Origin of the sequence: Streptomyces bauhiniae, from assembly GCF_004784475.1 — a bacterium.
Classification (GTDB): domain Bacteria; phylum Actinomycetota; class Actinomycetes; order Streptomycetales; family Streptomycetaceae; genus Streptomyces; species Streptomyces seoulensis.
In genome coordinates this window covers 387,558-411,994 of record NZ_SRRT01000008.1, presented here as the reverse complement: position 1 = coordinate 411,994, position 24,437 = coordinate 387,558, and the positions used below count along the sequence as shown (strand labels likewise).

Genomic DNA, 24,437 nt, shown 5'->3' with positions numbered 1-24,437 from the left:
GCGCCGGACGCTACCCCCCTGACCTCGCAGGGAACAGCCGGAGCTACAGCGGCCGGATGTTGTGGTTGAAGCGGAACACATTGTCCGGGTCGTACGCCCGCTTCACCTTCTCCAGCCGCAGCATGTTGCCCACGCCCAGCCCCGCGCCGACGCGTTCGGCGCCCTCGTCGCCGATGAAGTTCAGGTACACGTCACCGGTGCTCCACGGCTCGACCTCCGAACGGACCGTCCGCACCCAGTCGATCGCGCGCTCGTCGTCGGCCGGGTCCTCCCAGATGGCGAAGGGGTGCGCCGACCAGGGGGCGTCCCGGTAGGGGATCGGGTAGTCGTGCGGGCCGGAGGCGAGGGCGCCGCCCTGCGGGAACAGGATGTGCTGGGTGCCGGTCGGCACCGGCATCCGCTCCGCGAGCGAGCAGTAGACGTCCACCAGCTCGTCCGGCAGCCCGGTCAGATACTCGGCCGACCAGTAGTTCCGCAGGCCGGGCGGGTCGTCGATCATGCACTGCACGTCCGCGTACGGCAGCTCGGCCACCAGCTCGCCCGCCACCGGCAGCGCCAGCAGCGGCCCGATCAGACCGCGCAGCGCCGCCACCCCGCCCGCGTACGTCACCAGCGCCCCGCACACCAGGTGTCCCACCAGCTCCTCCGGGACGAACTCCTCGGGCGGGCCGGTGATGTACAGCAGCGCCCCGCTCAGCCGGTCCGGGCCGGCGTCGATGGCCTCGCGGAAGGCGCGCACCACCTCGGGGCCGTGCTCCGGCCGGTACAGCAGCAGGGCGACCGCGAACTCCGGCAGCTCGTGCAGGCCCAGGGTGAGCGCGGTGGCTACACCGAAGTTGCCGCCCCCGCCGTGCAGCGCCCAGAACAGCTCGGGGTGCTCCTCGGGGTCCGCCCGTACCTGCTCGGCGTCGGCCGTGACCAGCTCCACGGCCCGGAGGTTGTCCACGGCGAGCCCGAAGGCGCGGTCCAGCCAGCCGGTGCCGCCGCCGAGCACGAACCCGCCGACCCCGGTGGTGGAGGCCCGGCCGCCGGTGGTGGCCAGCCCGTACGGCTGGCAGGCCCGGTCCAGATGGCTCATGGTGGCCCCGCCCTCGACCCGTACGGTGCGGGACTCCGGGTCGACGCGCACCCCGTGCATCCGGCGCAGGTCCACCACCACCCCGCCGTCGCCCAGGGCGTTGCCCGCGACGCTGTGCCCGCCGCCGCGCACGGCGACGGGCAGATCCAGGTCACGGGCGAAGCGGACCGTGCGCACCACGTCGGCGGTGTCCGCGCACTGGGCGATCACGGCCGGCCGCCGGTCGATCATCGCGTTGAAGACGGCACGGGCCTCGTAGTACCCCGCGTCCCCCGGCGCGAACACCTCGCCGGTCAGCTCCTCACGCAGCGCGGCCAGCGCCGCGCCCGCCTTCGAGAGGGAAGCCATGGCCGCCCCCTTCCACATCGGGAGTGGTCCGCTTCCAGCCTAGGAGCGTCAGCCCCCGTACGCCCCCGACGCCGTCAGCCGCAGGGCGGTGTCGATCAGGGGGACGTGGCTGAACGCCTGGGGGAAGTTGCCGACCTGGCGCTGGTTGACGGGGTCCCACTCCTCGGCGAGGAGGCCGAGGTCGTTGCGCAGGTCCAGGAGCTTCTCGAACAGCTTGCGGGCCTCGTCGACCCGGCCGATCATCGCCAGGTCGTCCGCCATCCAGAACGAGCAGGCCAGGAAGGCGCCCTCGTCACCGGGCAGGCCGTCGACGCCCGCGTCCTCGCCGTCGGTCGGGTAGCGCAGGATGAACCCGTCGGAAGTGGACAGCTCGCGCTGGATCGCCTCGATGGTGCCGATGACCCGCTTGTCGTCCGGCGGCAGGAAGCCCATCTGCGGGATCAGCAGCAGGGAGGCGTCCAGCTCCTTGGAGCCGTAGTACTGGGTGAAGGTGTTGCGCTCCGGGTCGTAACCCTTCTCGCAGACCTCGCGGTGGATGTCGTCGCGCAGTTCCTTCCAGCGCTCCAGTGGGCCCTCCGCGTCCCCGGACTCGATCAGCTTGATCGTGCGGTCCACGGCGACCCAGGCCATCACCTTGGAGTGCACGAACTGGCGGCGCGGCCCGCGCACCTCCCAGATCCCCTCGTCCGGCTCCTGCCAGTGGTCCTCGAGGTAGCGGATCAGCTTGAGCTGGAGCACCGAGGCGTAGTCGTTGCGGGCCAGCCCCGTCATGTGGCCCAGGTGGAGGGCCTCGATGACCTCGCCGTACACATCGAGCTGGAGCTGGTCGGCGGCGCCGTTGCCCACCCGGACCGGGCGGGAGTTCTCGTACCCCGGCAGCCAGTCCAGCTCGGCCTCGCCCAGCTCACGCTCACCGGCGATGCCGTACATGATCTGGAGGTTCTCCGGGTCGCCGGCGACCGCGCGCAGCAGCCACTCGCGCCAGGCGCGGGCCTCGTCGCGGTAGCCGGTGCGCAGCAGCGAGGACAGCGTGATCGCCGCGTCCCGCAGCCAGGTGTAGCGGTAGTCCCAGTTGCGCACGCCCCCGATGTCCTCCGGCAGAGAGGTGGTGGGCGCGGCCACGATGCCGCCGGTGGGCGCGTAGGTCAGCGCCTTCAGCGTGATCAGCGAACGGATCACGGCCTCCCGGTAGGGACCGTGGTACGTGCACTGCTCGACCCACTCGCGCCAGAACTCCTCCGTCGCGCGCAGCGCCTGCTCCGGCTCGGGCAGCGGCGGCGCCTCCTTGTGCGAGGGCTGCCAGGAGATGGTGAACGCCACCCGCTCACCGGCGGAGACGGTGAAGTCGGAGTACGTGGTCAGGTCCTTGCCGTAGGTGTCCGCCTCGGTGTCGAACCACACCGAGTCGGGACCCGCGACGGCGACCGTACGGTTGTCGTACTTGTGCACCCACGGCACCACACGGCCGTAGGAGAACCGCATCCGCAGCTCCGAGCGCATCGGCACCTCGCCGCTGAGCCCCTCCACGATCCGGATGAGCTGCGGGGCGCCGTCGCGCGGCGGCATGAAATCCGTCACCCGGACGGTGCCGCGGGGGGTGTCCCACTCCGATTCCAGGATCAGCGAGTCGCCCCGGTAGCTCCGCCGGGCGGCCGTGGGCGGTGGTGAGTCCGCCGCGTACGCCGGGCCGAGCCGCCAGAAGCCGTGCTCCTCGGTGCCGAGCAGACCGGCGAAGATGGCGTGCGAGTCGAAGCGGGGCAGGCACAGCCAGTCCACCGTGCCGTCCCGGCAGACCAGCGCGGCGGTCTGCATGTCTCCGATGAGTGCGTAATCTTCGATGCGCCCGGCCACGTGCAACTCCAGTCGAACGGCCACGTCACCCCCGCACGAGGGGGCAGTCGCTTGGTGCGGTCAAGGGGTGGTTGTCATACGTTGAGCGGTGAAGCAAAGCAGCCCGCCGAGCCCTGAGGCAAAACGGCGGTCCATGCTCAACGAACTGCCGCGCTCTCCATGTTCCACATGCCAGTGGCGGGGATGCTGGAGGCGGGGGTGTGCCGTCATCCCGGCCGCGCTCGGCAGCGAGTGTCCGAGCAGGATACGACGCACCCGGAAGATCCGCGCGCCGCTCGGGGCAACCCGTGTGAGCCGAACGAGTGACCGCGGGGTGAGAACCCCGTGACGGCCGCCCGCGGGTCCGGTGCCTGGTCACACCGGCCGCCTGGGCCGTGTGCGGAGCGTGGCCGGACGCCGACTCCTCCAGGCGCTGATACCCTGGTAGCCCGTGGACCGGTGGGCCCCAAAACCCCCGAACCGCAGCGACGACGCCACCGCGAGGAACACCAGCTTCTCCGGGCCGGCGACCGCACCGCATCACAGACAGCGACCACGGGAGCCCCCTCTTGGCCATGCCGCCGAAATCTACGACGACCAAGCACATCTTCGTCACCGGGGGTGTCGCCTCCTCGCTCGGCAAGGGCCTCACCGCCTCCAGCCTGGGCATGCTGCTCAAGGCTCGCGGCCTGCGCGTCGTGATGCAGAAGCTCGACCCGTACCTGAACGTCGACCCGGGCACGATGAACCCCTTCCAGCACGGTGAGGTGTTCGTCACCAACGACGGCGCCGAGACCGACCTGGACATCGGCCACTACGAGCGCTTCCTCGACCGCGACCTCGACGGCTCGGCCAACGTCACCACCGGCCAGGTCTACTCCACGGTCATCGCCAAGGAGCGGCGCGGCGAGTACCTGGGCGACACCGTGCAGGTCATCCCGCACATCACCAACGAGATCAAGCACCGCATCCGGCGCATGGCCACCGACGAGGTGGACGTCGTCATCACCGAGGTCGGCGGCACCGTCGGCGACATCGAGTCGCTGCCGTTCCTGGAGACCGTCCGCCAGGTCCGCCACGAGGTCGGCCGGGACAACGTCTTCGTCGTCCACATCTCGCTGCTGCCCTACATCGGCCCCTCCGGCGAGCTGAAGACCAAGCCGACCCAGCACTCCGTCGCCGCGCTGCGCAACATCGGCATCCAGCCCGACGCGATCGTGCTGCGCTGCGACCGCGAGGTCCCCACCGCCATCAAGCGCAAGATCTCGCTGATGTGCGACGTGGACGAGGACGCCGTCGTGGCCTGCCCCGACGCCCGCTCCATCTACGACATCCCGAAGGTCATCCACGGCGAGGGCCTGGACGCCTACGTGGTCCGCAAGCTCGACCTGCCCTTCCGGGACGTGGACTGGACCACCTGGGACGACCTGCTGGACCGCGTGCACAAGCCGGACCACGAGATCACCCTCGCCCTGGTCGGCAAGTACATCGACCTGCCCGACGCCTATCTGTCGGTCACCGAGGCGCTGCGCGCCGGCGGCTTCGCCAACCGTGCCCGCGTCAAGATCAAGTGGGTCACCTCCGACGACTGCAAGACCCCGGCCGGTGCCGCAGCCGCCCTCGGTGACGTGGACGGCATCTGCATCCCCGGCGGCTTCGGCGACCGCGGTGTGCTCGGCAAGGTCGGCGCCATCCGCTACGCCCGCGAGAACAAGATCCCGCTGCTGGGCCTCTGCCTGGGCCTGCAGTGCATCGTGGTCGAGGCCGCGCGGAACCTGGCGGACATCCCGGACGCCAACTCCACCGAGTTCGACCCGGCCACCGGCCACCCGGTCATCTCCACCATGGCCGAGCAGATGGACATCGTCGCCGGCGAGGGCGACATGGGCGGCACCATGCGCCTGGGCATGTACCCGGCCAAGCTGGCCGAGGGCTCCATCGTCCGCGAGGTCTACGACGGCAAGGAGTACGTCGAGGAGCGGCACCGCCACCGCTACGAGGTCAACAACTCCTACCGCGCCGAGCTGGAGAAGAAGGCGGGCATCGTCTTCTCGGGCACCTCGCCCGACGGCAAGCTCGTCGAGTACGTCGAGTACCCGCGCGAGGTCCACCCCTACCTCGTCGCCACCCAGGCGCACCCCGAGCTGCGCTCGCGGCCGACCCGGCCGCACCCGCTGTTCGCGGGCCTGGTGAAGGCTTCCGTCGAGCGCAAGACGGCGGGCAAGCCGAAGAACTCCAAGTAGCACACCAGTTGTTACGGTGGCCGGGGTGCGAACCTTCAAAGGTTGCGCACCCCGGTTTTCTTTTGCGCACGTGGAGGGACAGGGCATGACGATCAAGGACACCCCCGAGGAGTGGGAGATCCGCGACAGCGCGACCCCGTTCACGGGCAACAAGACTGCCGTCCGCACGGACGACGTGGTCATGCCCGACGGCTCGGTGGCCCGCCGCGACTACCAGGTCCACCCCGGCTCGGTCGCCGTCCTCGCCCTGGACGAGGAGGACCGGGTCCTGCTCATCAGCCAGTACCGCCACCCCGTGCGCCACAAGCTCTGGGAGATCCCGGCCGGCCTGCTGGACGTGCCCGGCGAGAACCCGCTGCACGCCGCCCAGCGCGAGCTGTACGAGGAGGCGCACGTCAAGGCCGAGGACTGGCGGGTGCTGACCGACGTCTACACCAGCCCCGGCGGCTGCGACGAGGCGGTACGGATCTTCCTCGCCCGCGACATCTCCGAGGCCCGGGGCGAGCGCTTCGTCCCGGAGCACGAGGAGACGGACATGGAGCACATCCGCGTGCCCCTGGACGAGCTGGTGCGGCTGGTGCTCGCCGGGGACCTGCACAACAACTGCCTGGTCGTCGGCGTCCTCTCGCTGGCCGCCGCCCGCGCCGGGGACGGTCTGGACAGCCTGCGCCCGGCCGACGCGCCGTGGCCCGCGCGGCCCTTCGCCGCGTAGATTCCGGCCAAGATCAACAGCAGCACCCCAATGGTGTGACCATCGCCTGATCCGATCGGGGGACCCGTCCGCCGCGCTCCACCGGGAACGTCGCAGAGCGTGAACTAGGCTCTGGAAACGCCCGTACCGGAAGAACCGGCGGGCTTTGCGCGTGCGGTGGGACGGGAGCGTGGCCCGTGACGGATCAGGCGGTGGACCAGGAAGAGGCGCGGCTGTCGGAGCCGCCGGCCCCGGAGGGTCATTTCCTCGGGCGCACACGGGAGTTGAAGGAACTCAGGGCCGACATCGAGCGCACCGGCCTGGACACCCTGGCCGGCCGCAAGGCCCCCCGCGCCCGCGTCCTCCTCATCGCCGGGCGCCCCGGTTCCGGCCGGACCGCGCTCGCCGAGGAGTTCGTCCGCCAGGTCGCGCAGCGTTACCCCGCCGGAGTGTTCCGGGCCCGTCTCGGCGACCCCGACGGCACCCCCGTACCCGTGGAACGCGCCGCCCGCGAGCTGCTCGGCGCGCTCGGTGCCCCCGCCCCGGCGGGCGCCGCCGAGGACGAGCTGACCGAGGCGCTGCGCACCGCCCTCGCCCACCGGCGCGCCCTGCTCCTGCTGGACGACGCCACCGGGGCCGAACAGGTCGACGCCCTCATCCCGGACGCCCCCGACTGCCTGGTGGTCGCCGTCTCCCGCGGCCCCCTCACCGGCATCTCCGACGTCCGCCCCTGCACCCTGGGCGGCCTGGACACCAAGTCCGCGGTGGAACTGCTCACCCGGTACACCGGCTCGGTCCGCGTCACCGTCGACCCGCGCTCCGCCGAGTCCCTCGCCGAGATCTGCGAGGGACAGCCCGCCGCCCTCACCCTGGCCGGCGGCTGGCTCGCCGCCCGCCCCCAGACGGCCGTCTCCGACCTGGCCAAGCGGCTGCACACCGACCCCGACGACGCCCCCACCCTGGCCCGCGTCCTGAAGCTCGTGCACGACGGACTGCCCGCCTCCACCGCCCGGACCCTGCGCCTGCTCTCCCAGGCCCCGGCCGGCACCGTCGACCCGCACTCCGCCTCCGCGCTGGCCGGCTGCTCGGTCAAGACCGCGCAGACCGTACTGCGCGAACTCGCCGCCCTCGGCCTGCTCCGCCCGGTCGCCGGCCCGCTGCCCGAGTACGACATCCCCGGCTGCCTGCACCCCCTGCTGCGCGCCCTGGCCGAGGCGGGCGAACGCCCCGCCGAACTCCAGTTGGCCCGCGCCCGGCTGCTGGAACGGGACGTACGCCTCCTGCAGTCCTGCCGCGCCGTCACCGAGACCGACAGCCCGCAGGCCCGCGAGAAGCTCCAGGCGATCCCGCCGCCGCTGCGCTTCCCGACCCCCGCCGCGGCCGCCGCCTGGCTCACCGCCCGGCGCCCGGCGCTGCTGGCCGCCGCCCGGCTCGCGGTGGCCGACGGCGAGCTGGACACCCTGGCCCGGCGCCTGATGTCCCAGCTCGTGCGCGCCATGGTCGCCCACTTCGGCACCCGCGCCGCCGCCCCCGACCTGTACGGCATCCACGGCCTGGTCCTCGACGTCGCCGAGCGGCGCGGACTGCCCCGCGAGAAGGCCGCCGCCCTGCTGAACCTCGGCGACGTGGACGCCCAGACCGGCCGCACCCGCGCCGCGCTGGCCCGCTACCGCGCCGCCCTGGACGCCGGACGCGAGGCGAACGACCCCTACGCCACCGGCCGCGCGATGGAATCCGTAGGCGGCGCCCACCAGGAGCTGGGCGACCACGACCGGGCCGCCGACTGGTTCGGCCGCGCCCTCTCCCAGCGCCTCGCCCGCGGCGAACGCGCCGAGGCCGCCCGGCTCTACGGCCGGATCGCCACCGCCCACACCTACGCGGGCCGGTACGGCGAGGCCCAGCGCAACTGGCGGGCGGCCCTCGCCGGATACCGCAAGGAGGGCGACATCGCCGCCCACGCCCGCGCCCTGAGCGAGCTGGCCCGCGTGCAGGAGTACGCCGGGCGGCCCGAGGAATCCCTGCGCACCTGCCAGGAGGCGGTGGAGTGGGCGCGGCGGGCGGAGGACACCCGGCTGCTGGCCGCGCTGCAGTTGCGGCTGGCCGACACCCTGGACCGGCTCGGCGACCCCACGGCCGCCCGACTGCACCGCGCGGCGGCCGAGCGCATGCTGGAAGAGGAGGCGGCCACCGGGACCGTCGCCGACGGAGAGCCAGGGGAATCGGACCCCGCCGGCCCGGACGCCTGCGAAATCCGCAGTGCATCCAAAGAAGATTGATGCAATGGAAGGCTAGACACGCGGAACACCTTCATTAAACTGGCTCTGCCGCACGTTCTCCTGCGGTGTCTCCCGGTGTGCCCCGGCGCGCCCGGGTATGTCTTTCAGCGCACCCCCCATACCCCCCTGAGCCAAGGACCGTGATCGACGTGAAGGTCGGCATCCCCCGCGAGGTCAAGAACAACGAGTTCCGGGTGGCCATCACCCCCGCCGGCGTGCACGAGCTGGTGCGCAACGGCCACCAGGTCGTCATCGAGCGGGGCGCCGGTCTCGGCTCCTCGATCACGGACGAGGAGTACATCGCCGCCGGCGCCGGCATCCTCGACTCCGCCGACCAGGTGTGGGCCGACGCCGACCTGCTGCTGAAGGTCAAGGAGCCGGTCGCGGAGGAGTACCACCGCCTGCGCAAGGACCAGATCCTCTTCACCTACCTGCACCTGGCCGCCTCCCGCGAGTGCACCGACGCCCTGCTGGAGTCCGGCACCACGGCGATCGCGTACGAGACGGTGGAGCTGGCGAACCGCGCGCTGCCGCTGCTCGCCCCGATGTCCGAGGTCGCGGGCCGGCTCGCCCCGCAGGTCGGCGCCTACCACCTGATGCGCCCGGCCGGCGGCCGCGGTGTGCTCCCCGGCGGCGTGCCGGGCGTGACCCCGGCCAAGGCCGTCGTCATCGGCGGCGGTGTCTCCGGCTGGAACGCCACCCAGATCGCCGTCGGCATGGGCTTCGAGGTCACCCTGCTGGACCGCGACATCAACAAGCTGCGCGAGGCCGACCGGATCTTCGGCAGCAAGGTCAAGGCGATCATGTCCAACGCCTTCGAGCTGGAGAAGGCCGTCCTCGACGCGGACCTCGTCATCGGCGCCGTCCTCATCCCGGGCGCCAAGGCCCCGAAGCTGGTCACCAACGAGCTGGTGTCGCGGATGAAGCCCGGAAGTGTCCTTGTCGACATCGCCATCGACCAGGGCGGCTGCTTCGAGGACTCCCGTCCCACCACGCACGCCGAGCCGACCTTCCGGGTGCACAACTCGGTCTTCTACTGCGTCGCCAACATGCCCGGCGCGGTGCCCAACACCTCCACCAACGCGCTCACCAACGCGACGCTCCCGTACATCGTCTCGCTCGCCAACAACGGCTGGGTCGAGGCGCTGCGCCGGGACGAGGCGCTGGCCCGCGGCCTCAACACCCATGACGGCAAGGTCGTCTACAAGGAGGTCGCCGAGGCGCACGGCCTGGAGCACGTGGCGATCGAGACCCTGATCGGCTGACCTCCGCGGCGGCGGCGGACACCCAAGTCGCCCGCGTGGAAAAGGCGATTCGTCAACATGGATCGTCAACACCGCGAACCCGGCCGGACCTTGCCCGACAAGGTCCGGCCGGATGTGTGTATGGTCACTTTGCGACGCTAGGTCAACTCGCCTCGAACGTCGCGCTTGGACCGATTCGCACACCGGTGAAACCTGCTGTGCGACGGCTGTACGCCCTTGACAGCGGGATGTTTCATTGTCGACACATCGTGCCGGGTCCGGCGGATTGTGTTGCTGCGGACCGCCGACACGCCATAGAGTCGCCAACCGTCGGCATGGTGCCACGCTGACCTTGTCTAGAAGTCCCCTGGCCGCCAAGGAGGTAAGACGACTTGTGAATGAGTCGACATTTTCTCCCGGAGGTGGTCGACCAGGATTGCGCGGAGAGGGCCAGGGTCCCGAGGGACACGAGGCTGCCGGCTCCGTCGCGGTGCGCACCTTCGCAGCCCACCAGAGTCCGGTACCGCAGACGGCCCGGAGAGCACACCAGAGCATGGATGGCCAACACGTGAACGCCATGGCCGGCGACGGAAGTGGCGCGCCCCGCAACCACTTCGCCGACTACGACGAACTGCCCGAGGGGCATTTCTACGACCCCGACGCCGAGTACGAGCCCGATCCGGAGTACGCGGCCACGCTCGCGCCCGACGCGGCCCGCCAGCGCCGTGAGCGCGTCGGCCCGACCGGGCGCCCGCTGCCGTACTTCCCGATCCCGGGCCCGCTGACCGACCACGGCCCCGCGAAGATCATCGCCATGTGCAACCAGAAGGGCGGCGTCGGCAAGACCACGTCGACCATCAACCTGGGCGCGGCGCTCGCGGAGTACGGACGGCGCGTGCTGCTCGTGGACTTCGACCCGCAGGGCGCGCTGTCGGTGGGTCTCGGCGTCAACCCGATGGAGCTGGACCTCACCGTCTACAACCTGCTCATGGAGCGGGGCATGTCGGCCGACGAGGTCCTGCTGAAGACGGCGGTCCCCAACATGGACCTGCTGCCCTCCAACATCGACCTGTCGGCGGCCGAGGTCCAGTTGGTCTCCGAGGTCGCGCGCGAGTCCACGCTCCAGCGCGCCCTGAAGCCGCTGATGGACGACTACGACTACATCGTGATCGACTGTCAGCCCTCGCTCGGCCTGCTCACGGTCAACGCGCTGACCGCCGCGCACAAGGTGATCGTGCCGCTGGAGTGCGAGTTCTTCGCGCTGCGCGGTGTGGCCCTGCTGACCGAGACCATCGAGAAGGTCCAGGAGCGGCTCAACCCCGAGCTGGAGCTGGACGGCATCCTGGCCACGATGTACGACTCGCGCACGGTGCACAGCCGCGAGGTGCTGGCCCGGGTGGTCGAGGCGTTCGACGACCACGTCTACCACACGGTCATCGGGCGTACGGTCCGCTTCCCGGAGACCACGGTCGCCGGCGAGCCGATCACCACGTACGCCTCCAACTCCGTCGGTGCCGCCGCCTACCGTCAGCTCGCCAGGGAGGTGCTCGCCCGGTGTCACGCCGAGTGAGTCTGCCCGGAGCCGACGAACTGTTCCGTACGACAGGGGGGATGGGGCTCCAGTCCTCCTCGCCCCGGCGCGGGCCCGGCCCAGAGGCGCGGGTTCCCGCGCCGGCGGGGGAGAGCGACCCGGCCGCCGCGGCGCAGGACGCGCCGCAGTCGGTGCCCGTGCAGGGCGGCGACGGCGAGGGCGCCGAGCACACGGCAGCGGTCGGCCCGGAACCCGACGGGTCCGGCGAGTCCCGTATCCGGCCCGCCCGGCGGCAGGCCGAGCCGGACGGCTCCGGCGAGCAGCCCCGCAAGCGCGGCCGCGCGGCCGCCCGGCGGCCCAGCGGACGCGAGCGGCACGACGAGAAGATCACCGTGTACGTATCGGCCGAGGAACTGATGGACCTCGAGCACGCCCGGCTGGTGCTGCGCGGCGAGCACGGTCTCGCCGTGGACCGGGGCCGGATCGTCCGCGAGGCGGTCGCCGTGGTCCTCGCCGACCTGGAGTCCCGAGGGGAAGCCAGCATCCTGGTACGGCGGCTGCGGGGGCGCTGACCCGGCTTCCCACCGCCCGACCGATAGCCTGCGACCCCCATGAACGCGCACCGCACCGCCACGACCGGCCCGAGACGCCCGCTGGGCCGGGGCCCGGACACCGCACCTCCGGACCCGGCCCCGGCGCCCGAGGCCCTCGCACCCGAGACCTCCGCGCCCGACGGCGTCTTCAAGGTCCGGCTGGACAACTTCGAGGGCCCCTTCGACCTGCTGCTCCAGCTCATCACCAAGCACAAGCTGGACGTCACCGAGATCGCGCTGTCCAGGGTGACCGACGAGTTCATGGCGCACATCCGGGCCATGGGACCCGACTGGGACCTGGACCGCACCACCGAGTTCCTGGTCGTCGCCGCCACCCTGCTCGACCTCAAGGCCGCCCGGCTGCTGCCCGCCGCCCAGGTCGAGGACGAGGCCGACCTCGCCCTGCTGGAGGCGCGCGACCTGCTCTTCGCCCGGCTGCTCCAGTACCGGGCCTACAAGCGGATCGCGGACATCTTCAACGAGCGGCTGGAGGACGAGGGCCGCCGCTACCCCCGTACCGTCGGCCTGGAGCCGGAGCACGCCGAGCTGCTGCCCGAGGTCGTCATCAGCATCGGGCCCGAGGGGTTCGCCCGGCTCGCGGTCAAGGCGATGCAGCCGAAGGCCAAGCCGCAGGTGTACATCGACCACATCCACGCCCCGCTGGTCAGCGTCCAGGAGCAGGCCCGGGTCGTGGTGGCCCGGCTGCGGGAGGCCGGTGAGGCCGACTTCCAGGAGCTGGTGGCCGACACCGACGACACCCTCACCGTCGTCGCCCGCTTCCTCGCCCTGCTGGAGCTGTACCGGGAGAAGGCCGTCGCCCTGGAACAGGAGACCGCGCTCGGCACCCTGCTGGTCCGCTGGACCGGCGGGGAGAGGGATGCCCCGACGGTCACCGACGAGTTCGACCGGCCCGCCGAGGCGCCGAAGCCCGAGGAGCAGAAGACGTGAACCACCAGGCCGTGACGAGCGGGGGCGACGACCGCGTCGCCGCCCTCGACCTCAAGCCCGCCCTGGAGGCCGTCCTGATGGTCGTGGACGAGCCCGCGACCGAGGAACACCTGGCGCGGGTGCTCCAGCGGCCCAGACGCCGGATCGCCGAGGCGCTGCGCGAACTGGCCGACGACTACACCGCCCAGGGCCGGGGCTTCGAGCTGCGCTTCGTCGCGGGCGGCTGGCGCTTCTACACCCGCCCCGCGTACGCCCCCGCCGTGGAACGCCTGGCGCTGGAGGGCCAGACGGCCCGGCTCACCCAGGCGGCCCTGGAGACCCTCGCGGTCGTCGCGTACCGCCAGCCGGTCGGCCGCAGCCGGGTCTCGGCCGTGCGCGGGGTCAACTGCGACGGCGTGATGCGGACCCTGCTCCAGCGGGGTCTGGTGGCCGAGGCGGGCACGGAACCCGAAACAGGTGCGATCCTGTACGTGACGACGAACTATTTCCTGGAGCGGATGGGCCTGCGCGGCTTGGACGAGCTTCCGGAACTCGCGCCCTTCCTCCCCGAGGCGGAGGCGATCGAGGCGGAGACCCAGGAGGGAGTCCCGTCGTTCGACCCGGACGCGCCCGACGCGGCCGGTGGTCAGGACGCAGACGACTACGACGGAAACCTTGATGCGAAGCAGCGGCAGCGGCAGGAACAGCGGACGCGGTAACCCCCGCGGTAACGACCGGGACGAGCGCAAGGGGCAGGGCCGCCCCAGCAAGCCCCGTCCGGAGGAGCGCCGCTACGACGTCGGACCCGGCGCCACGAAGGACGGCCCGAAGTCCGGCCGTGGCGGCGCGGCGCGCGGCGGCGCCAAGGGCGGCCCGAAGCAGTCCCAGCAGGCGGGGCGCGGCCGTACGGCGCCCGGCCGCTCGCGTGAGTTCGAGACGCGGGCCGAGGAGCGCAACCGGGAGCGGTACGAGGGCAAGAAGGACATCAAGCCGCCCAAGACCTTCCCCGGCGCCGAGCAGGACGGCGAGCGGCTGCAGAAGGTGCTGGCCCGTGCGGGCTACGGCTCGCGGCGCGCCTGCGAGGAGCTGATCGAGCAGGCCCGCGTCGAGATCAACGGCGAGATCGTGCTGGAGCAGGGCCGCCGGGTCGACCCGGAGAAGGACGAGGTCAAGGTCGACGGCCTGACCGTCGCGACCCAGTCGTACCAGTTCTTCTCGCTGAACAAGCCCGCCGGTGTGGTCTCCACGATGGAGGACCCCGAGGGCCGTCAGTGCCTCGGCGACTACGTCACCAACCGCGAGACCCGGCTCTTCCACGTCGGCCGGCTCGACACGGAGACCGAGGGCGTCATCCTGCTCACCAACCACGGCGAGCTGGCCCACCGCCTCACCCACCCCAAGTACGGCGTGCGCAAGACGTATCTCGCGCACATCGTCGGCCCGATCCCGCGCGACCTCGGCAAGCGGCTGAAGGACGGCATCCAGCTCGAGGACGGCTGGGCCCGCGCCGACCACTTCCGCGTGGTCGAGCAGACCGGCAAGAACTACCTCGTCGAGGTGACCCTGCACGAGGGCCGCAAGCACATCGTGCGCCGGATGCTGGCCGAGGCGGGCTTCCCCGTTGACAAGCTGGTCCGCGTCTCCTTCGGCCCGATCACCCTCGGCGACCAGAAGTCGGGCTGGCTGCGCCGCCTGTCCAACACCGAGGTCGGCATGCTGATGAAGGAAGTCGACCTCTAGGAGGGGCTCTTGCCGCCGGTGCCGGTCCGGCTTTATGGTCAACCTGACGATTAGTCGGGTGGCCATGCGGCCGGACCAACGGGGGCCGGGTCATGGGCGCCCGGAAGGACTTCGCCCATGACCACCACGCCCGCGGGCAAACGCGCCGCCGCCGGTTCCCTGCTCGGACTCGCCCTCGGCGACGCGCTCGGCTTCCCGACCGAGTTCAACGACGTGCCCTCCATCCTCGCCAAGTGCGGTCCCTGGCGGGAGATGGAGCTGCCGGGCCGCGCTTTCGTCTCCGACGACACACAGATGACCCTCGCGCTCGGACGCGGGCTCCGCACCGCCATGGGCCGGGGCTCGCTCGCGCCGAAGCGGCTCCAGCGGCCGCTGCGCGAGGAGTTCGTCGACTGGTACCGGTCCCCGGAGAACAACCGCGCCCCCGGCCGCACCTGCCTCACCGCCTGCGCGCTGCTGAAGGAGGAGGGGCGGGACTGGCAGGAGGCCAGTCAGGTCCACTCCAAGGGGTGCGGCGCCAACATGCGGGTCGCCCCGCTCGGCCTCGCGCCCGGCCTGACCGGTGAACAGCGGGCGGGCGCCGCCCAGTTGCAGTCCGGCCTCACCCACGGCCACCCCACCGCGCTCGCCGCCTCCGACCTCACCGCGCACGCCGTGTGGCTGCTGGCCCAGGGCATGGACCCCGAAGGGCTCGTCGGCCGGCTGCGCTCGTACGCCCTCGACAACCGCACCCGGTACCACCACCTCTGGCTCGGCGACCTGTGGCGGCGGGCCGGGGACGCGAGCCCGGAGGAGTTCATCGCGCGCGGCTGGGACGAGTGCCTGGCGATCCTCGGCCGCCTCCAGGACGCGCTGCGCACCCCCTCCCCGGAGACCGATCCGTGCCTGGCCACCGGCGAGGGCTGGATCGCGGAGGAGGCGCTGGCCACCGGGCTGCTCTGCTTCCTGCTCTTCCCCGCCGACCCCGTCCTGGCGCTGCGCCGGGCCGCCTGCACCTCCGGCGACTCCGACTCCATCGCCTGCCTGACCGGCGCCTTCGCGGGAGCCTGGCTGGGCGCGGACGCCTGGCCGGCGGACTGGGTGGACCGGATCGAGCACCGGGACGAACTGCTGGAGCTGGGCGCGCTCTGGGACGCCTAGGTTTTCGCGGCCGACGCCTGCCGCGCGCGGTACAGGAAGTCGGCCACCCGGGGCTCGTCCGGCTCGGCCGGGAGCGGGGTGTGGAGGAGGGCCGCGTCGGTCTCGTCGGCCAGCCGGGCCATCCGCGCCTCGATCTCCGGCCAGGGCACCTCGCCCCGCTTCACCGCGAGGAGTGCCTCGCGCTCCTCGCCGACGTCCAGCCGCAGTTCGCCGGTGCGCAGCAGGTCGCGGGCGCTGGTCAGCAGGCGGAGCAGATGCATGGCGTGCTTCCAGCGCGGGGCGCCGGTGACGCGGATGTCGGCGTCCAGCTTGCGGCGCTGGCCGAGGGCGTAGCCGGTGAAGGTGGCGTGCACCTGGCGGGAGAGGAACGCGCCGCGCAGGGACAGCAGTTCGCGGCCCGTGTCGTCCAGGTGCTCCACCAGCGGGGAGTGCAGGCACTCCAGGATGTTCGGGTTGGCCCGCAGCGCCAGCTCGCAGAAGCGCTCCAGCTCCCAGGAGAACCGCTCCTCGCCCGGCCCCTCGACATGCGTGGGCGGCTTCTCGAACCGCCAGAACAGCGGGGTCGGGGCCAGGAACACGCCCCGCCGGTCGGTGTCACTGGCGTCCGTGGCCAGACCGAAGGCGCGCGAGCCCATGACACAGGCGTAGACGGTGTGGTCGCGGACCAGGTCGGCGGGGCGCATGCGGGGGAGCGTACGCGGGCGGTCAGGCCAGGTGCACCGTGTTTCCGTGCACCATGATCTCCTTGGCGGCCAGCGCCTCGGTGGCCGGGCCGTGCGCGACCGAGCCGTCGGAGATACGGAACTTGCTGCCGTGGCACGGGCAGTCCACGGTGCCGTCCGCGACCTTGTTCAGGGTGCAACCCTGGTGGGTGCAGACGGCGGAGAACGCCTTGTACTCGCCCTTCTTCGGCTGTGTCACCACCACCTTCTCCGCGGCGAAGATCTTGCCGCCGCCCTCCGGGATCTCACTCACGCTGCCCAGCGCCTGCCCGTCACCGGAGTCGGCGGAGGCGGAGGCCGGGGCGCTCCCGTCGCTGGGGGAGGTGGTGGCGGCGGCCGAGGAGCTGTCGCCGTCGTCGCCGCATCCCACACAGCAGACGGCGAGCGTGGCGGCCCCCGTGGCGAGAAGCGTGCGCCGCGTCGCGGGCTGGTTCATGTCGTCACTCCGAGTTTCAAGAGGCGGAAAACGCATGGAAAAGGGGACGGAAAGCCCCATACTTCCGGGCATCTTGGCACCGAACCCCGCCCGGACGAAGGAGGCGGCAGCGGGTCGGCCCCCGCCTCGGCCGAACGGGCGCCCGCCCCGCCGCCCGGTCGGCGTGCGCCCGGCCCGCCCCGGCTGGCTAGGCTGGACGCCACCAGAAGCCGGTTCCGTGCCGGTGCCGCCGCCCCGTACAAGGACTTCGCCCAGTGAGAACCGCACTCGTCATCGGCACCGGGCTGATCGGGACCTCGGCCGCGCTCGCCCTCACCCAGCGGGGCGTCGTCGTCCACCTCACCGACCACGACCCCGCGCAGGCCCGTACCGCCGCCGCCCTCGGCGCCGGTACCGACGAGCCGCCGCAGGGCCGGGTCGACCTGGCGCTCGTCGCCGCGCCGCCCGCGCACGTCGCCGGCGTCCTCGCCGACGCGATGCGCCGCGACCTCGCGCACGGCTACCTCGACGTGGCCAGCGTCAAGGGCGGACCGCGCCGCGAACTGGAGGCGCTCGGCCTGGACGAGGCCGTGCTCGCCCGCTACCTCGGCACCCACCCCATGTCCGGCCGGGAGAAGTCCGGCCCGCTGGCCGCGACCGCCGACCTCTTCGAGGGCCGCCCCTGGGTGCTCACCCCGACCCGCGACACCGACACCGAGGTGCTGAACCTCGCCCTCGAACTGGTCTCGCACTGCCGTGCCGTCCCGGTCGTCATGGACGCCGACGCCCACGACCGCGCCGTCGCGCTCGTCTCCCACATGCCGCACCTGGTCTCCAGCTTGGTCGCCGCCCGGCTGGAGAACGCCGAGGAGGCCGCCGTACGGCTGTGCGGGCAGGGCATCCGGGACGTCACCCGGATCGCCGCCTCCGACCCCCGGATGTGGATCGACATCCTCTCCGCCAACCCCGGACCCGTGGCCGACCTGCTCACCGACGTCTCCGCCGACCTCGACGAGACCGTGCGCGCGCTGCGCGCCCTGCAGTCCGCCGACGAGGACAAGCGGCGCACCGGCGGCGCCGGGATCGAGGACGTACTGCGCCGGGGCAACGCCGGCCAGGTCCGCGTCCCCGGCAAGCACGGCTCCGCCCCGCGCGCGTACGAGACCGTCACGGTGCTCATCAACGACCAGCCCGGCCAGCTCGCCCGCATCTTCGCCGACGCCGGACGGGCCGGGGTCAACATCGAGGACGTCCGTATCGAGCACGCCACCGGGCAGCAGGCGGGGCACATCCAGCTCATGGTCGAACCCGGGGCCGCGCCCGTCCTCACCGAGGCGCTGCGCGAGCGGGGCTGGGCGCTGCGGCAGTAGCGCGGGACCCCGGCGGTCACACGGCGCACGTGCGTCCGTACGAGTGACCCACACCCAGTAACCTTGTGCGGGGCGCCCTCGCGTCCCGCCACCCCGACCGACACCCTTCACCAGGAAGGTGCCCTCCCGTGGAAAACGGCGCCGCCCCGACCGCACAGCCCGTGATCGTAGCGATCGACGGCCCCTCCGGCACGGGCAAGTCGAGCACGTCGAAGGCCGTGGCCGCGCAGCTCGGCCTCAGCTACCTGGACACCGGCGCCCAGTACCGGGCCATCACCTGGTGGATGGTGACCAACGGCATCGACCTCACGGACCCCACCGCGATCGCCGCCGTGGCGGGCAAGCCCGAGATCGTCTCCGGCACCGACCCGCTGGCCCCGACGATCACCGTCGACGGCTACGACGTGGCCGGGCCGATCCGCACCCAGGAGGTCACCTCCAAGGTCAGCGCGGTCAGCGCGGTGCCCGAGGTGCGTACCCGGATCACCGAGCTGCAGCGCTCCATCGCGGCCGGGGCCGAGGACGGCATCGTGGTGGAGGGCCGGGACATCGGCACCACCGTGCTGCCCGACGCCGACCTGAAGATCTTCCTCACCGCCTCCCCGGAGGCCCGCGCGGCCCGCCGCAGCGGCGAGCTGAAGGGCTCCGACGTCGCCGCCACCCGCGCCGCCCTGATCCAGCGGGACGCGGCCGACTCCAGCCGCAAGACCTCCCCGCTCGCCAAGGCCGGCGACGCGGTCGAGGTCGACACCACCGAGCTGACCCTCGCCCAGGTCATCGAGTGCGTCGTCACCCTGGTCGAGGAGAAGCGGGCCGGGAAGTGAGCCAGCCGCCACCGCCCTCGGAGCGGGGCGCCGAGATCGGCCGGCGCATCGGCGTCGGCCTGATGTACGGCCTGTGGAAGCCGCGCGTACTGGGCGCCTGGAAGGTGCCCGCGTCCGGCCCGGTCATCTTCGCGGTGAACCACTCCCACAACATCGACGGCCCCATGGTCATGGGCGTGGCGCCCCGGCCGACACACTTCCTGATCAAGCAGGAGGCGTTCATCGGGCCGCTCGACCCCTTCCTGACCGGCATCGGCCAGCTCAAGGTCGACCGCACCACCGCCGACCGCACCGCCATCGGACGGGCGCTCGGCGTGCTGGAGCAGGGCGGCGTGCTGGGCATCTTCCCGGAGGGCACCCGCGGCGAGGGCGACTTCGCCTCGCTGCGCGCCGGGCTCGCCTACTTCGCGGTGCGCGGCGGGGCGCCGATCGTGCCGGTGGCCGTGCTCGGCAGCGCCGACCAGCCCGGTCGCCTGGTCAAGGCCCTGCCGCCGCTGCGCTCCCGCGTCGACGTGGTCTTCGGAGACCCGTTCGAGGCGGGCGACGGGAGCGGGCGGCGTACGCGCAAGGCGCTGGACGAGGCGACCGAGCGCATCCAGAAGCGGCTCACCGCACACCTGGAAAACGCCAGGCGCCTGACCGGGCGCTGGGCGACACTTGAGTAGTGGAACCGGCCCGGATCGGGCCACTTCCACCGATCACCACGAACGACGACGAGGTACGGACTTCATGAACGACCAGAACCAGCCCGACGGCTCGGCCGCGCACGAGTACGAGCACGGGGCTCTCGGCGACGCCGAGTACGCGGAGTTCATGCAGCTCGCCGCGGAAGAGGGCTTCGACATCGAGGACGTCGAGGGCGCCATCGAGGAGGCGGGCCACGGCCCCCTTCCCGTGCTCGCCGTCGTCGGCCGCCCCAATGTCGGCAAGTCGACCCTGGTGAACCGGATCATCGGCCGCCGCGAGGCGGTCGTCGAGGACAAGCCCGGCGTCACCCGCGACCGCGTCACCTATGAGGCGGAGTGGGCCGGCCGCCGTTTCAAGGTGGTCGACACCGGCGGCTGGGAGCAGGACGTCCTCGGCATCGACGCCTCCGTGGCCGCGCAGGCCGAGTACGCGATCGAGGCCGCCGACGCGGTCGTCTTCGTGGTGGACGCCAAGGTCGGCGCCACCGACACCGACGAAGCCGTGGTCCGGCTGCTGCGCAAGGCCGGCAAGCCGGTCGTACTGGCCGCCAACAAGGTCGACGGCCTCTCCGGCGAGTCCGACGCGGCCTACCTGTGGTCCCTCGGCCTCGGCGAGCCGCACCCCGTCTCCGCCCTGCACGGTCGCGGCACCGGCGACATGCTGGACGCCGTCCTGGAGGCCCTGCCGGACGCCCCCGCGCAGACCTTCGGCGGCCCCGGCGTCGGCGGCCCCCGCCGCATCGCCCTGATCGGCCGCCCCAACGTCGGCAAGTCCTCGCTGCTGAACAAGGTCGCGGGCGAGGAGCGCGTCGTCGTCAACGAGCTGGCGGGCACCACCCGCGACCCGGTCGACGAGATGATCGAGCTGGGCGGCAAGACCTGGAAGTTCGTGGACACCGCCGGTATCCGCAAGCGCGTCCACCTCCAGCAGGGCGCCGACTACTACGCCTCCCTGCGCACGGCCGCCGCCGTGGAGAAGGCGGAGGTCGCGGTCATCCTGATCGACGGCTCCGAGAACATCTCGGTGCAGGACCAGCGCATCGTCACCATGGCCGTCGAGGCCGGGCGCGCGGTCGTCGTCGCGTTCAACAAGTGGGACACCCTCGACGAAGAGCGCCGCTACTACCTCGAGCGCGAGATCGAGACCGAGCTGGGCCAGATCGCCTGGGCCCCGCGCGTCAACGTCTCCGCCCGCACCGGCCGCCACATGGAGAAGCTGGTCCCGGCGATCGAGACCGCGCTCGAGGGCTGGGAGACCCGTGTCCCCACCGGCCGGCTGAACGCCTTCCTCGGCGAGCTGGCCGCCGCCCACCCGCACCCGGTCCGGGGCGGCAAGCAGCCGCGCATCCTGTTCGGCACCCAGGCCGGCACCAAGCCGCCGCGCTTCGTCCTCTTCGCCTCCGGCTTCATCGAGGCGGGCTACCGGCGCTTCATCGAGCGCCGGCTGCGCGAGGAGTTCGGCTTCGAGGGCACCCCGATCCACCTCTCGGTGCGGGTGCGCGAGAAGCGCGGCGCGAAGAAGAAGTAACCGCCACGGCGGAGATACGTACGGCGAAGGGGCGGCCCGGTCTCGGTGGAGACGGGCCGCCCCTTCGTGTCCGGCTCAGTTGCCCTGGCGCGGGGCCGGGGGGAGCGCCGGGGGCCCCTCGCCGTCCGGCTGGGCCCGCCCGATCGTGCCGATCCGCTGCCACTGGGACTGCTGCGACTGCTGCCGCGCGCTGTACGCCCCCGCGCTGTAGGCACTGTAGGAGCTGCTGAACGACCCCGGCCGGTGCCCGCCGTACGAGCCCGTGCTCTGCGGGAGGTTCCCGAAGGCGGTGAAGCCCAGGTTCTCCTCGCCGCTGCGGTCCCCGGGCAGCGTACGGAAGGTCTTGACCCACTCCGCGTACAGCGTGTCGTAGATCGGCGTGGACGAGGGTCCGCCGGAGTTCTCCTGCCCGGACCGGGCGACGGGAACGGGGGACAGGGCGGGCCGGCGGGGAGAGGCGTCGTATGGGTGCACGTATGTCCAAACGACGGTCCACCCAAAGGGATGCGGCCACGCGGGGGGCTGTCGGGGGTGCGCCGGGACAGCACGACCGGCCGTGCCGCCCTGGGGGTGAGGGGACGGCACGGCCGGTGTTCGGGGGGATGGGTGGGGTCAGGTGCCGGCGAGGGGGAGGGCGGCGGCGACCAGGCGGCCGTTGGCGGCGGCCTTGTCCAGGGCGTCGCGGAGCAGGTCCTCGCGGGGCTGGCGGCCGATGGAGCCGACGGGGGCCGCGAACATCAGCACCTGCTGGTGCTTGTTGGCGGCGGCCCGCCAGCTCTCGGTGACCTGGAGCGGCTGGTGCGCCTGCCACCAGGCCACCGGCTGGCTGCCGTGGGGGCCCGGCTGGAGCACCGCGTGCAACTGGCCGACGGCGAGCAGCACCGACCAGCCGTGCAGCACCGGGGGGACGGCGTCGAGCGCGGTGACCGGCATGAAGCCCTGCTCGATGAGGAGGGGGAGGAAGTCGTCCCCGCCCCCGGTGGCGCCGGGGCGCGCGATGGGCGCGGTCGGCTCGACGACGAGCGCCGGGTGCAACTCGCCCTCGATCAGCACCAGTCCGCTGGTCACCCCGAGCACGGCGGGCTCGGGCGTGGTCCGGTGCGGCTGCTCCGGCTCCTGGGGGGCGGCCTCGCCGCCGATGGAGCGGACGGCGCCCTGCAGTTGCTCCTCGGTGACCTGTACGACCTGCGAGGGCAGACAGCCCGCGTGGGCGAAGGCGAGGACGGCGGTCTCGTCCCCGACGAACAGGACGGTGCTGGTGCGTTCCTGCTCGGAGTCCCCCGGAGTGCGGCAGGACGTGCAGTCGTAACTGCCCGGAGCGCCGGCTCCGGTGAGCAGCCGGTCGGCTTCTTCGTCGCCGATCTCGGCGCGTACGGCGTCACTGACGTCGAGCATGCGCGGCACGGTGGCTCCCTCGGGATGCGCGCGGTCGGCCGGGTGGCTCCCGGTCGCTGAGCCTTGGGATCGCGGGCTCATGCAGAAGACAACGGGCGTCCTGTGGTGGGGGTCACGCCCCAGGGGGAACGGAATCGAACCGGCCTGCGCGCAGGGTCACTTTCGACACGGAATCGGCCACACACCGTCAACTCCGTGCACAGTCAAGGAACTTGAAAGGGTGATGTGTGTCACGGGCAGGTGCCGCTCATGGTCGACAAAAGCGGAAATAACCGTATGAAGTGGTTGGCCGGAAATCGCCGATACCGGCGGTAACCGCCAACTGGCCTGCCTCGACGGCGTGTTGTTGAAATGCGGCACCTGTCCTCCTTAGATTCCTTCGCCGTGTGCAACTAGCACCGCTCGGGTAGGTCCGCCGCCCGGCGCCGGGTCCGTCAGGGCCGCGGCACCGGTCACCGGTGGACGGGGCGGGCGCGAGGAACCGCGGTCCGACGCGGCGAGCCGTGCCCCGCCCAGGGGGAGCCCGGGTTCGTGGAGAGGGAACTGCATGACCGAGTGTGCCGATACGACCCGTCCGACCGCCCGTAAGGGCCGTACGACGGCCGCCCTCGCCGGGGCCGCGCTGCTCGCCCCGCTGGGGCTGCTGGCAGCCTCCGGAGAGGCGCAGGCGGCGGACAACGGGGTCTGGGACCGCATCGCCCAGTGCGAGAGCGGCGGCAACTGGCACATCAACACCGGCAACGGCTACTACGGCGGACTCCAGTTCTCCGCCAGTACGTGGCGTGCCTACGGCGGCGGCGCCTACGCCGCCACCGCGGACCAGGCGTCGAGAAGCGCGCAGATCGCCGTGGCGTCCAAGGTCCAGCAGGCCCAGGGCTGGGGCGCCTGGCCCGTCTGCTCCGGCCGCGCCGGGGCCTACGGGTCCGCACCGTCCAGCGCCTCGACGGGCGGCGGAACCGACAAGGGCGTGACGAAGAAGTCCGCCCCGACCCGGTCCGCTCCCACCCGGTCCGCCCCGACCCGGACCGCACCGTCGCGGTCCGCCCAGGTCCCGCAGCGCCCGGCGACGACCCACGCCGACCGGGGAGCCGGCCGGGGCGGCTACACCGTCCGCCAGGGCGACACGCTGAGCACCATCGCCGCCCGGCACGGGGTGAGCTGGCAGCGGGTCTACGAGGCCAACCGGTCGGTCATCGGGGCCGACCCCGATCTGATCGTGCCGGGGCAGCACCTCGCGCTCTGACGCTCTGACGCGAGGCCCCGCCTCGACGGCAACGGCCGCCGCCCTCCGGAGGGCGGCGGCCGTTCGCATGTCTGTTCGTGCGGAGAACCCGTGAATTTCCTATGCGCCGTCAGCTCCGGGACGCGTGCGCCGCATTTCGCGGGAAAAACGTTCCGGTCCCGTTCTTGGCCGGTTCCGGTGTGTGATCCGACGCATTACGAGCGTTAATTGGACCCCGTGCGGGCCCCCACAGGAAAATTCTGTTCGATTACCCCGTGAAGGTGAACGGAAACCCCCATACGTGTGACGGAGTACGCGGGTTACGGGCTCCGGGAGCTGTGACAGAAGTGTGACCGGGCGGCGCCCCGGCGGGTGCCTTCCGTAGTCGGCGCGGGCCGCCTAGCGTGGCCGCATGGCACAGATTCCCGCTCCGCCGCCGGAGCCGCAGGACACCCTGGACAGCTATGTGGGCCTGGCCCCGGAGGACGCCGACCGGCGCGCCCGGAGCCGGGGCTGGCAGACGGTGCGGGCGCTGCCGCCCGGCGCGATCATCACCATGGAGTACCGCACGGGCCGTCTCAACTTCGAGGTGAAGGACGGCCGGGTCGCCCGCGTCTGGAAGGGCTGACCCGGC

Annotated in this window: 22 protein-coding genes; 16 read left to right on the top strand and 6 right to left on the bottom strand. The window is 72.3% G+C overall.

Going from position 1 to position 24,437, the window contains the following annotated elements; all coding sequences use genetic code 11:
- Nucleotides 1-43: 43 nt before the first annotated feature.
- On the bottom strand, nt 44-1,426 hold the full coding sequence (locus tag E5083_RS27045; RefSeq protein ID WP_135788277.1) for an FAD-binding oxidoreductase: 1,383 nt from the start codon (nt 1,424-1,426) through the stop codon (nt 44-46).
- Nucleotides 1,427-1,474: 48 nt separating this feature from the next.
- Entirely contained in the window at nt 1,475-3,277 is a 1,803-nt protein-coding gene (locus tag E5083_RS27040; protein WP_135788318.1) for a glycoside hydrolase family 15 protein, read from the bottom strand.
- Nucleotides 3,278-3,831: 554 nt separating this feature from the next.
- Here E5083_RS27040 and E5083_RS27035 point away from each other — a divergent pair.
- The 10 genes from E5083_RS27035 (at nt 3,832) to E5083_RS26990 (ending at nt 15,641) form a co-directional block, all read left to right on the top strand.
- Nucleotides 3,832-5,499 (top strand): CTP synthase, encoded by a 1,668-nt coding sequence (locus E5083_RS27035; RefSeq protein WP_031183251.1) that lies wholly within the window; start codon nt 3,832-3,834, stop codon nt 5,497-5,499.
- Nucleotides 5,500-5,584: 85 nt separating this feature from the next.
- The gene (locus E5083_RS27030; RefSeq protein WP_135788276.1) at nt 5,585-6,211 is read left to right on the top strand and encodes an NUDIX domain-containing protein; all 627 of its coding nucleotides are present in this window, start codon (nt 5,585-5,587) and stop codon (nt 6,209-6,211) included.
- 176 nt (nt 6,212-6,387) lie between these two features.
- Nucleotides 6,388-8,466 carry a tetratricopeptide repeat protein gene (locus E5083_RS27025; protein WP_135788275.1) on the top strand — a complete coding sequence of 693 codons (2,079 nt, stop codon included), beginning with the start codon at nt 6,388-6,390 and terminating at the stop codon, nt 8,464-8,466.
- 149 nt (nt 8,467-8,615) lie between these two features.
- Nucleotides 8,616-9,731 (top strand): alanine dehydrogenase, encoded by a 1,116-nt coding sequence (gene ald / locus E5083_RS27020; RefSeq protein WP_158707485.1) that lies wholly within the window; start codon nt 8,616-8,618, stop codon nt 9,729-9,731.
- 556 nt (nt 9,732-10,287) lie between these two features.
- Nucleotides 10,288-11,280, top strand: coding sequence for a ParA family protein (locus E5083_RS27015; protein ID WP_381072978.1), 993 nt, complete (start codon nt 10,288-10,290; stop codon nt 11,278-11,280).
- Nucleotides 11,265-11,813, top strand: a complete 549-nt coding sequence (locus tag E5083_RS27010; RefSeq protein ID WP_135788274.1) for a hypothetical protein — start codon at nt 11,265-11,267, stop codon at nt 11,811-11,813. Before E5083_RS27015 ends, E5083_RS27010 begins: the two co-directional genes overlap by 16 nt.
- Before the next feature lie 39 nt (nt 11,814-11,852).
- Nucleotides 11,853-12,782: a segregation and condensation protein A gene (locus tag E5083_RS27005; RefSeq protein ID WP_135788273.1), complete on the top strand. Its 930-nt coding sequence runs from the start codon at nt 11,853-11,855 to the stop codon at nt 12,780-12,782.
- 77 nt (nt 12,783-12,859) lie between these two features.
- A complete protein-coding gene (gene scpB, locus E5083_RS27000; RefSeq protein WP_229918954.1) occupies nt 12,860-13,480 on the top strand; it encodes an SMC-Scp complex subunit ScpB in 621 nt (206 codons plus the stop codon).
- Nucleotides 13,440-14,501, top strand: coding sequence for a pseudouridine synthase (locus E5083_RS26995; protein WP_135788271.1), 1,062 nt, complete (start codon nt 13,440-13,442; stop codon nt 14,499-14,501). Before scpB ends, E5083_RS26995 begins: the two co-directional genes overlap by 41 nt.
- 117 nt (nt 14,502-14,618) lie before the next feature.
- Entirely contained in the window at nt 14,619-15,641 is a 1,023-nt protein-coding gene (locus E5083_RS26990; RefSeq protein WP_135788270.1) for an ADP-ribosylglycohydrolase family protein, read from the top strand.
- Here the strand turns inward: E5083_RS26990 and E5083_RS26985 are convergent.
- On the bottom strand, nt 15,638-16,324 hold the full coding sequence (locus tag E5083_RS26985; RefSeq protein ID WP_135788269.1) for a nucleotidyltransferase domain-containing protein: 687 nt from the start codon (nt 16,322-16,324) through the stop codon (nt 15,638-15,640). The genes E5083_RS26990 and E5083_RS26985 overlap by 4 nt on opposite strands.
- 22 nt (nt 16,325-16,346) lie before the next feature.
- Nucleotides 16,347-16,799 (bottom strand): Rieske (2Fe-2S) protein, encoded by a 453-nt coding sequence (locus tag E5083_RS26980; protein WP_135788268.1) that lies wholly within the window; start codon nt 16,797-16,799, stop codon nt 16,347-16,349.
- 254 nt (nt 16,800-17,053) lie between these two features.
- Between E5083_RS26980 and E5083_RS26975 the strand changes: the two genes are divergently transcribed.
- The 4 genes from E5083_RS26975 to der all read left to right on the top strand — a co-directional run bounded on the left by E5083_RS26975 (nt 17,054) and on the right by der (nt 21,186).
- On the top strand, nt 17,054-18,148 hold the full coding sequence (locus tag E5083_RS26975; RefSeq protein ID WP_135788267.1) for a prephenate dehydrogenase: 1,095 nt from the start codon (nt 17,054-17,056) through the stop codon (nt 18,146-18,148).
- A 128-nt stretch (nt 18,149-18,276) separates the two neighbouring features.
- A complete protein-coding gene (cmk, locus tag E5083_RS26970; protein WP_135788266.1) occupies nt 18,277-18,972 on the top strand; it encodes a (d)CMP kinase in 696 nt (231 codons plus the stop codon).
- Nucleotides 18,973-19,034: 62 nt separating this feature from the next.
- Nucleotides 19,035-19,637, top strand: a complete 603-nt coding sequence (locus E5083_RS26965) for a lysophospholipid acyltransferase family protein (RefSeq protein ID WP_167513645.1) — start codon at nt 19,035-19,037, stop codon at nt 19,635-19,637.
- Between the two features lie 64 nt (nt 19,638-19,701).
- Nucleotides 19,702-21,186 carry a ribosome biogenesis GTPase Der gene (gene der / locus E5083_RS26960; RefSeq protein ID WP_135788264.1) on the top strand — a complete coding sequence of 495 codons (1,485 nt, stop codon included), beginning with the start codon at nt 19,702-19,704 and terminating at the stop codon, nt 21,184-21,186.
- A gap of 75 nt (nt 21,187-21,261) precedes the next feature.
- Here the strand turns inward: der and E5083_RS26955 are convergent, their stop codons facing one another.
- A complete protein-coding gene (locus E5083_RS26955; protein WP_135788263.1) occupies nt 21,262-21,660 on the bottom strand; it encodes a hypothetical protein in 399 nt (132 codons plus the stop codon).
- 138 nt (nt 21,661-21,798) lie between these two features.
- A complete protein-coding gene (locus E5083_RS26950; RefSeq protein ID WP_135788262.1) occupies nt 21,799-22,590 on the bottom strand; it encodes a hypothetical protein in 792 nt (263 codons plus the stop codon).
- Nucleotides 22,591-23,128: 538 nt separating this feature from the next.
- Between E5083_RS26950 and E5083_RS26945 the strand changes: the two genes are divergently transcribed.
- Nucleotides 23,129-23,824 (top strand): transglycosylase family protein, encoded by a 696-nt coding sequence (locus tag E5083_RS26945; RefSeq protein WP_135788261.1) that lies wholly within the window; start codon nt 23,129-23,131, stop codon nt 23,822-23,824.
- 391 nt (nt 23,825-24,215) lie between these two features.
- Entirely contained in the window at nt 24,216-24,431 is a 216-nt protein-coding gene (locus E5083_RS26940) for an I78 family peptidase inhibitor (protein WP_135788260.1), read from the top strand.
- Nucleotides 24,432-24,437: the final 6 nt, after the last annotated feature.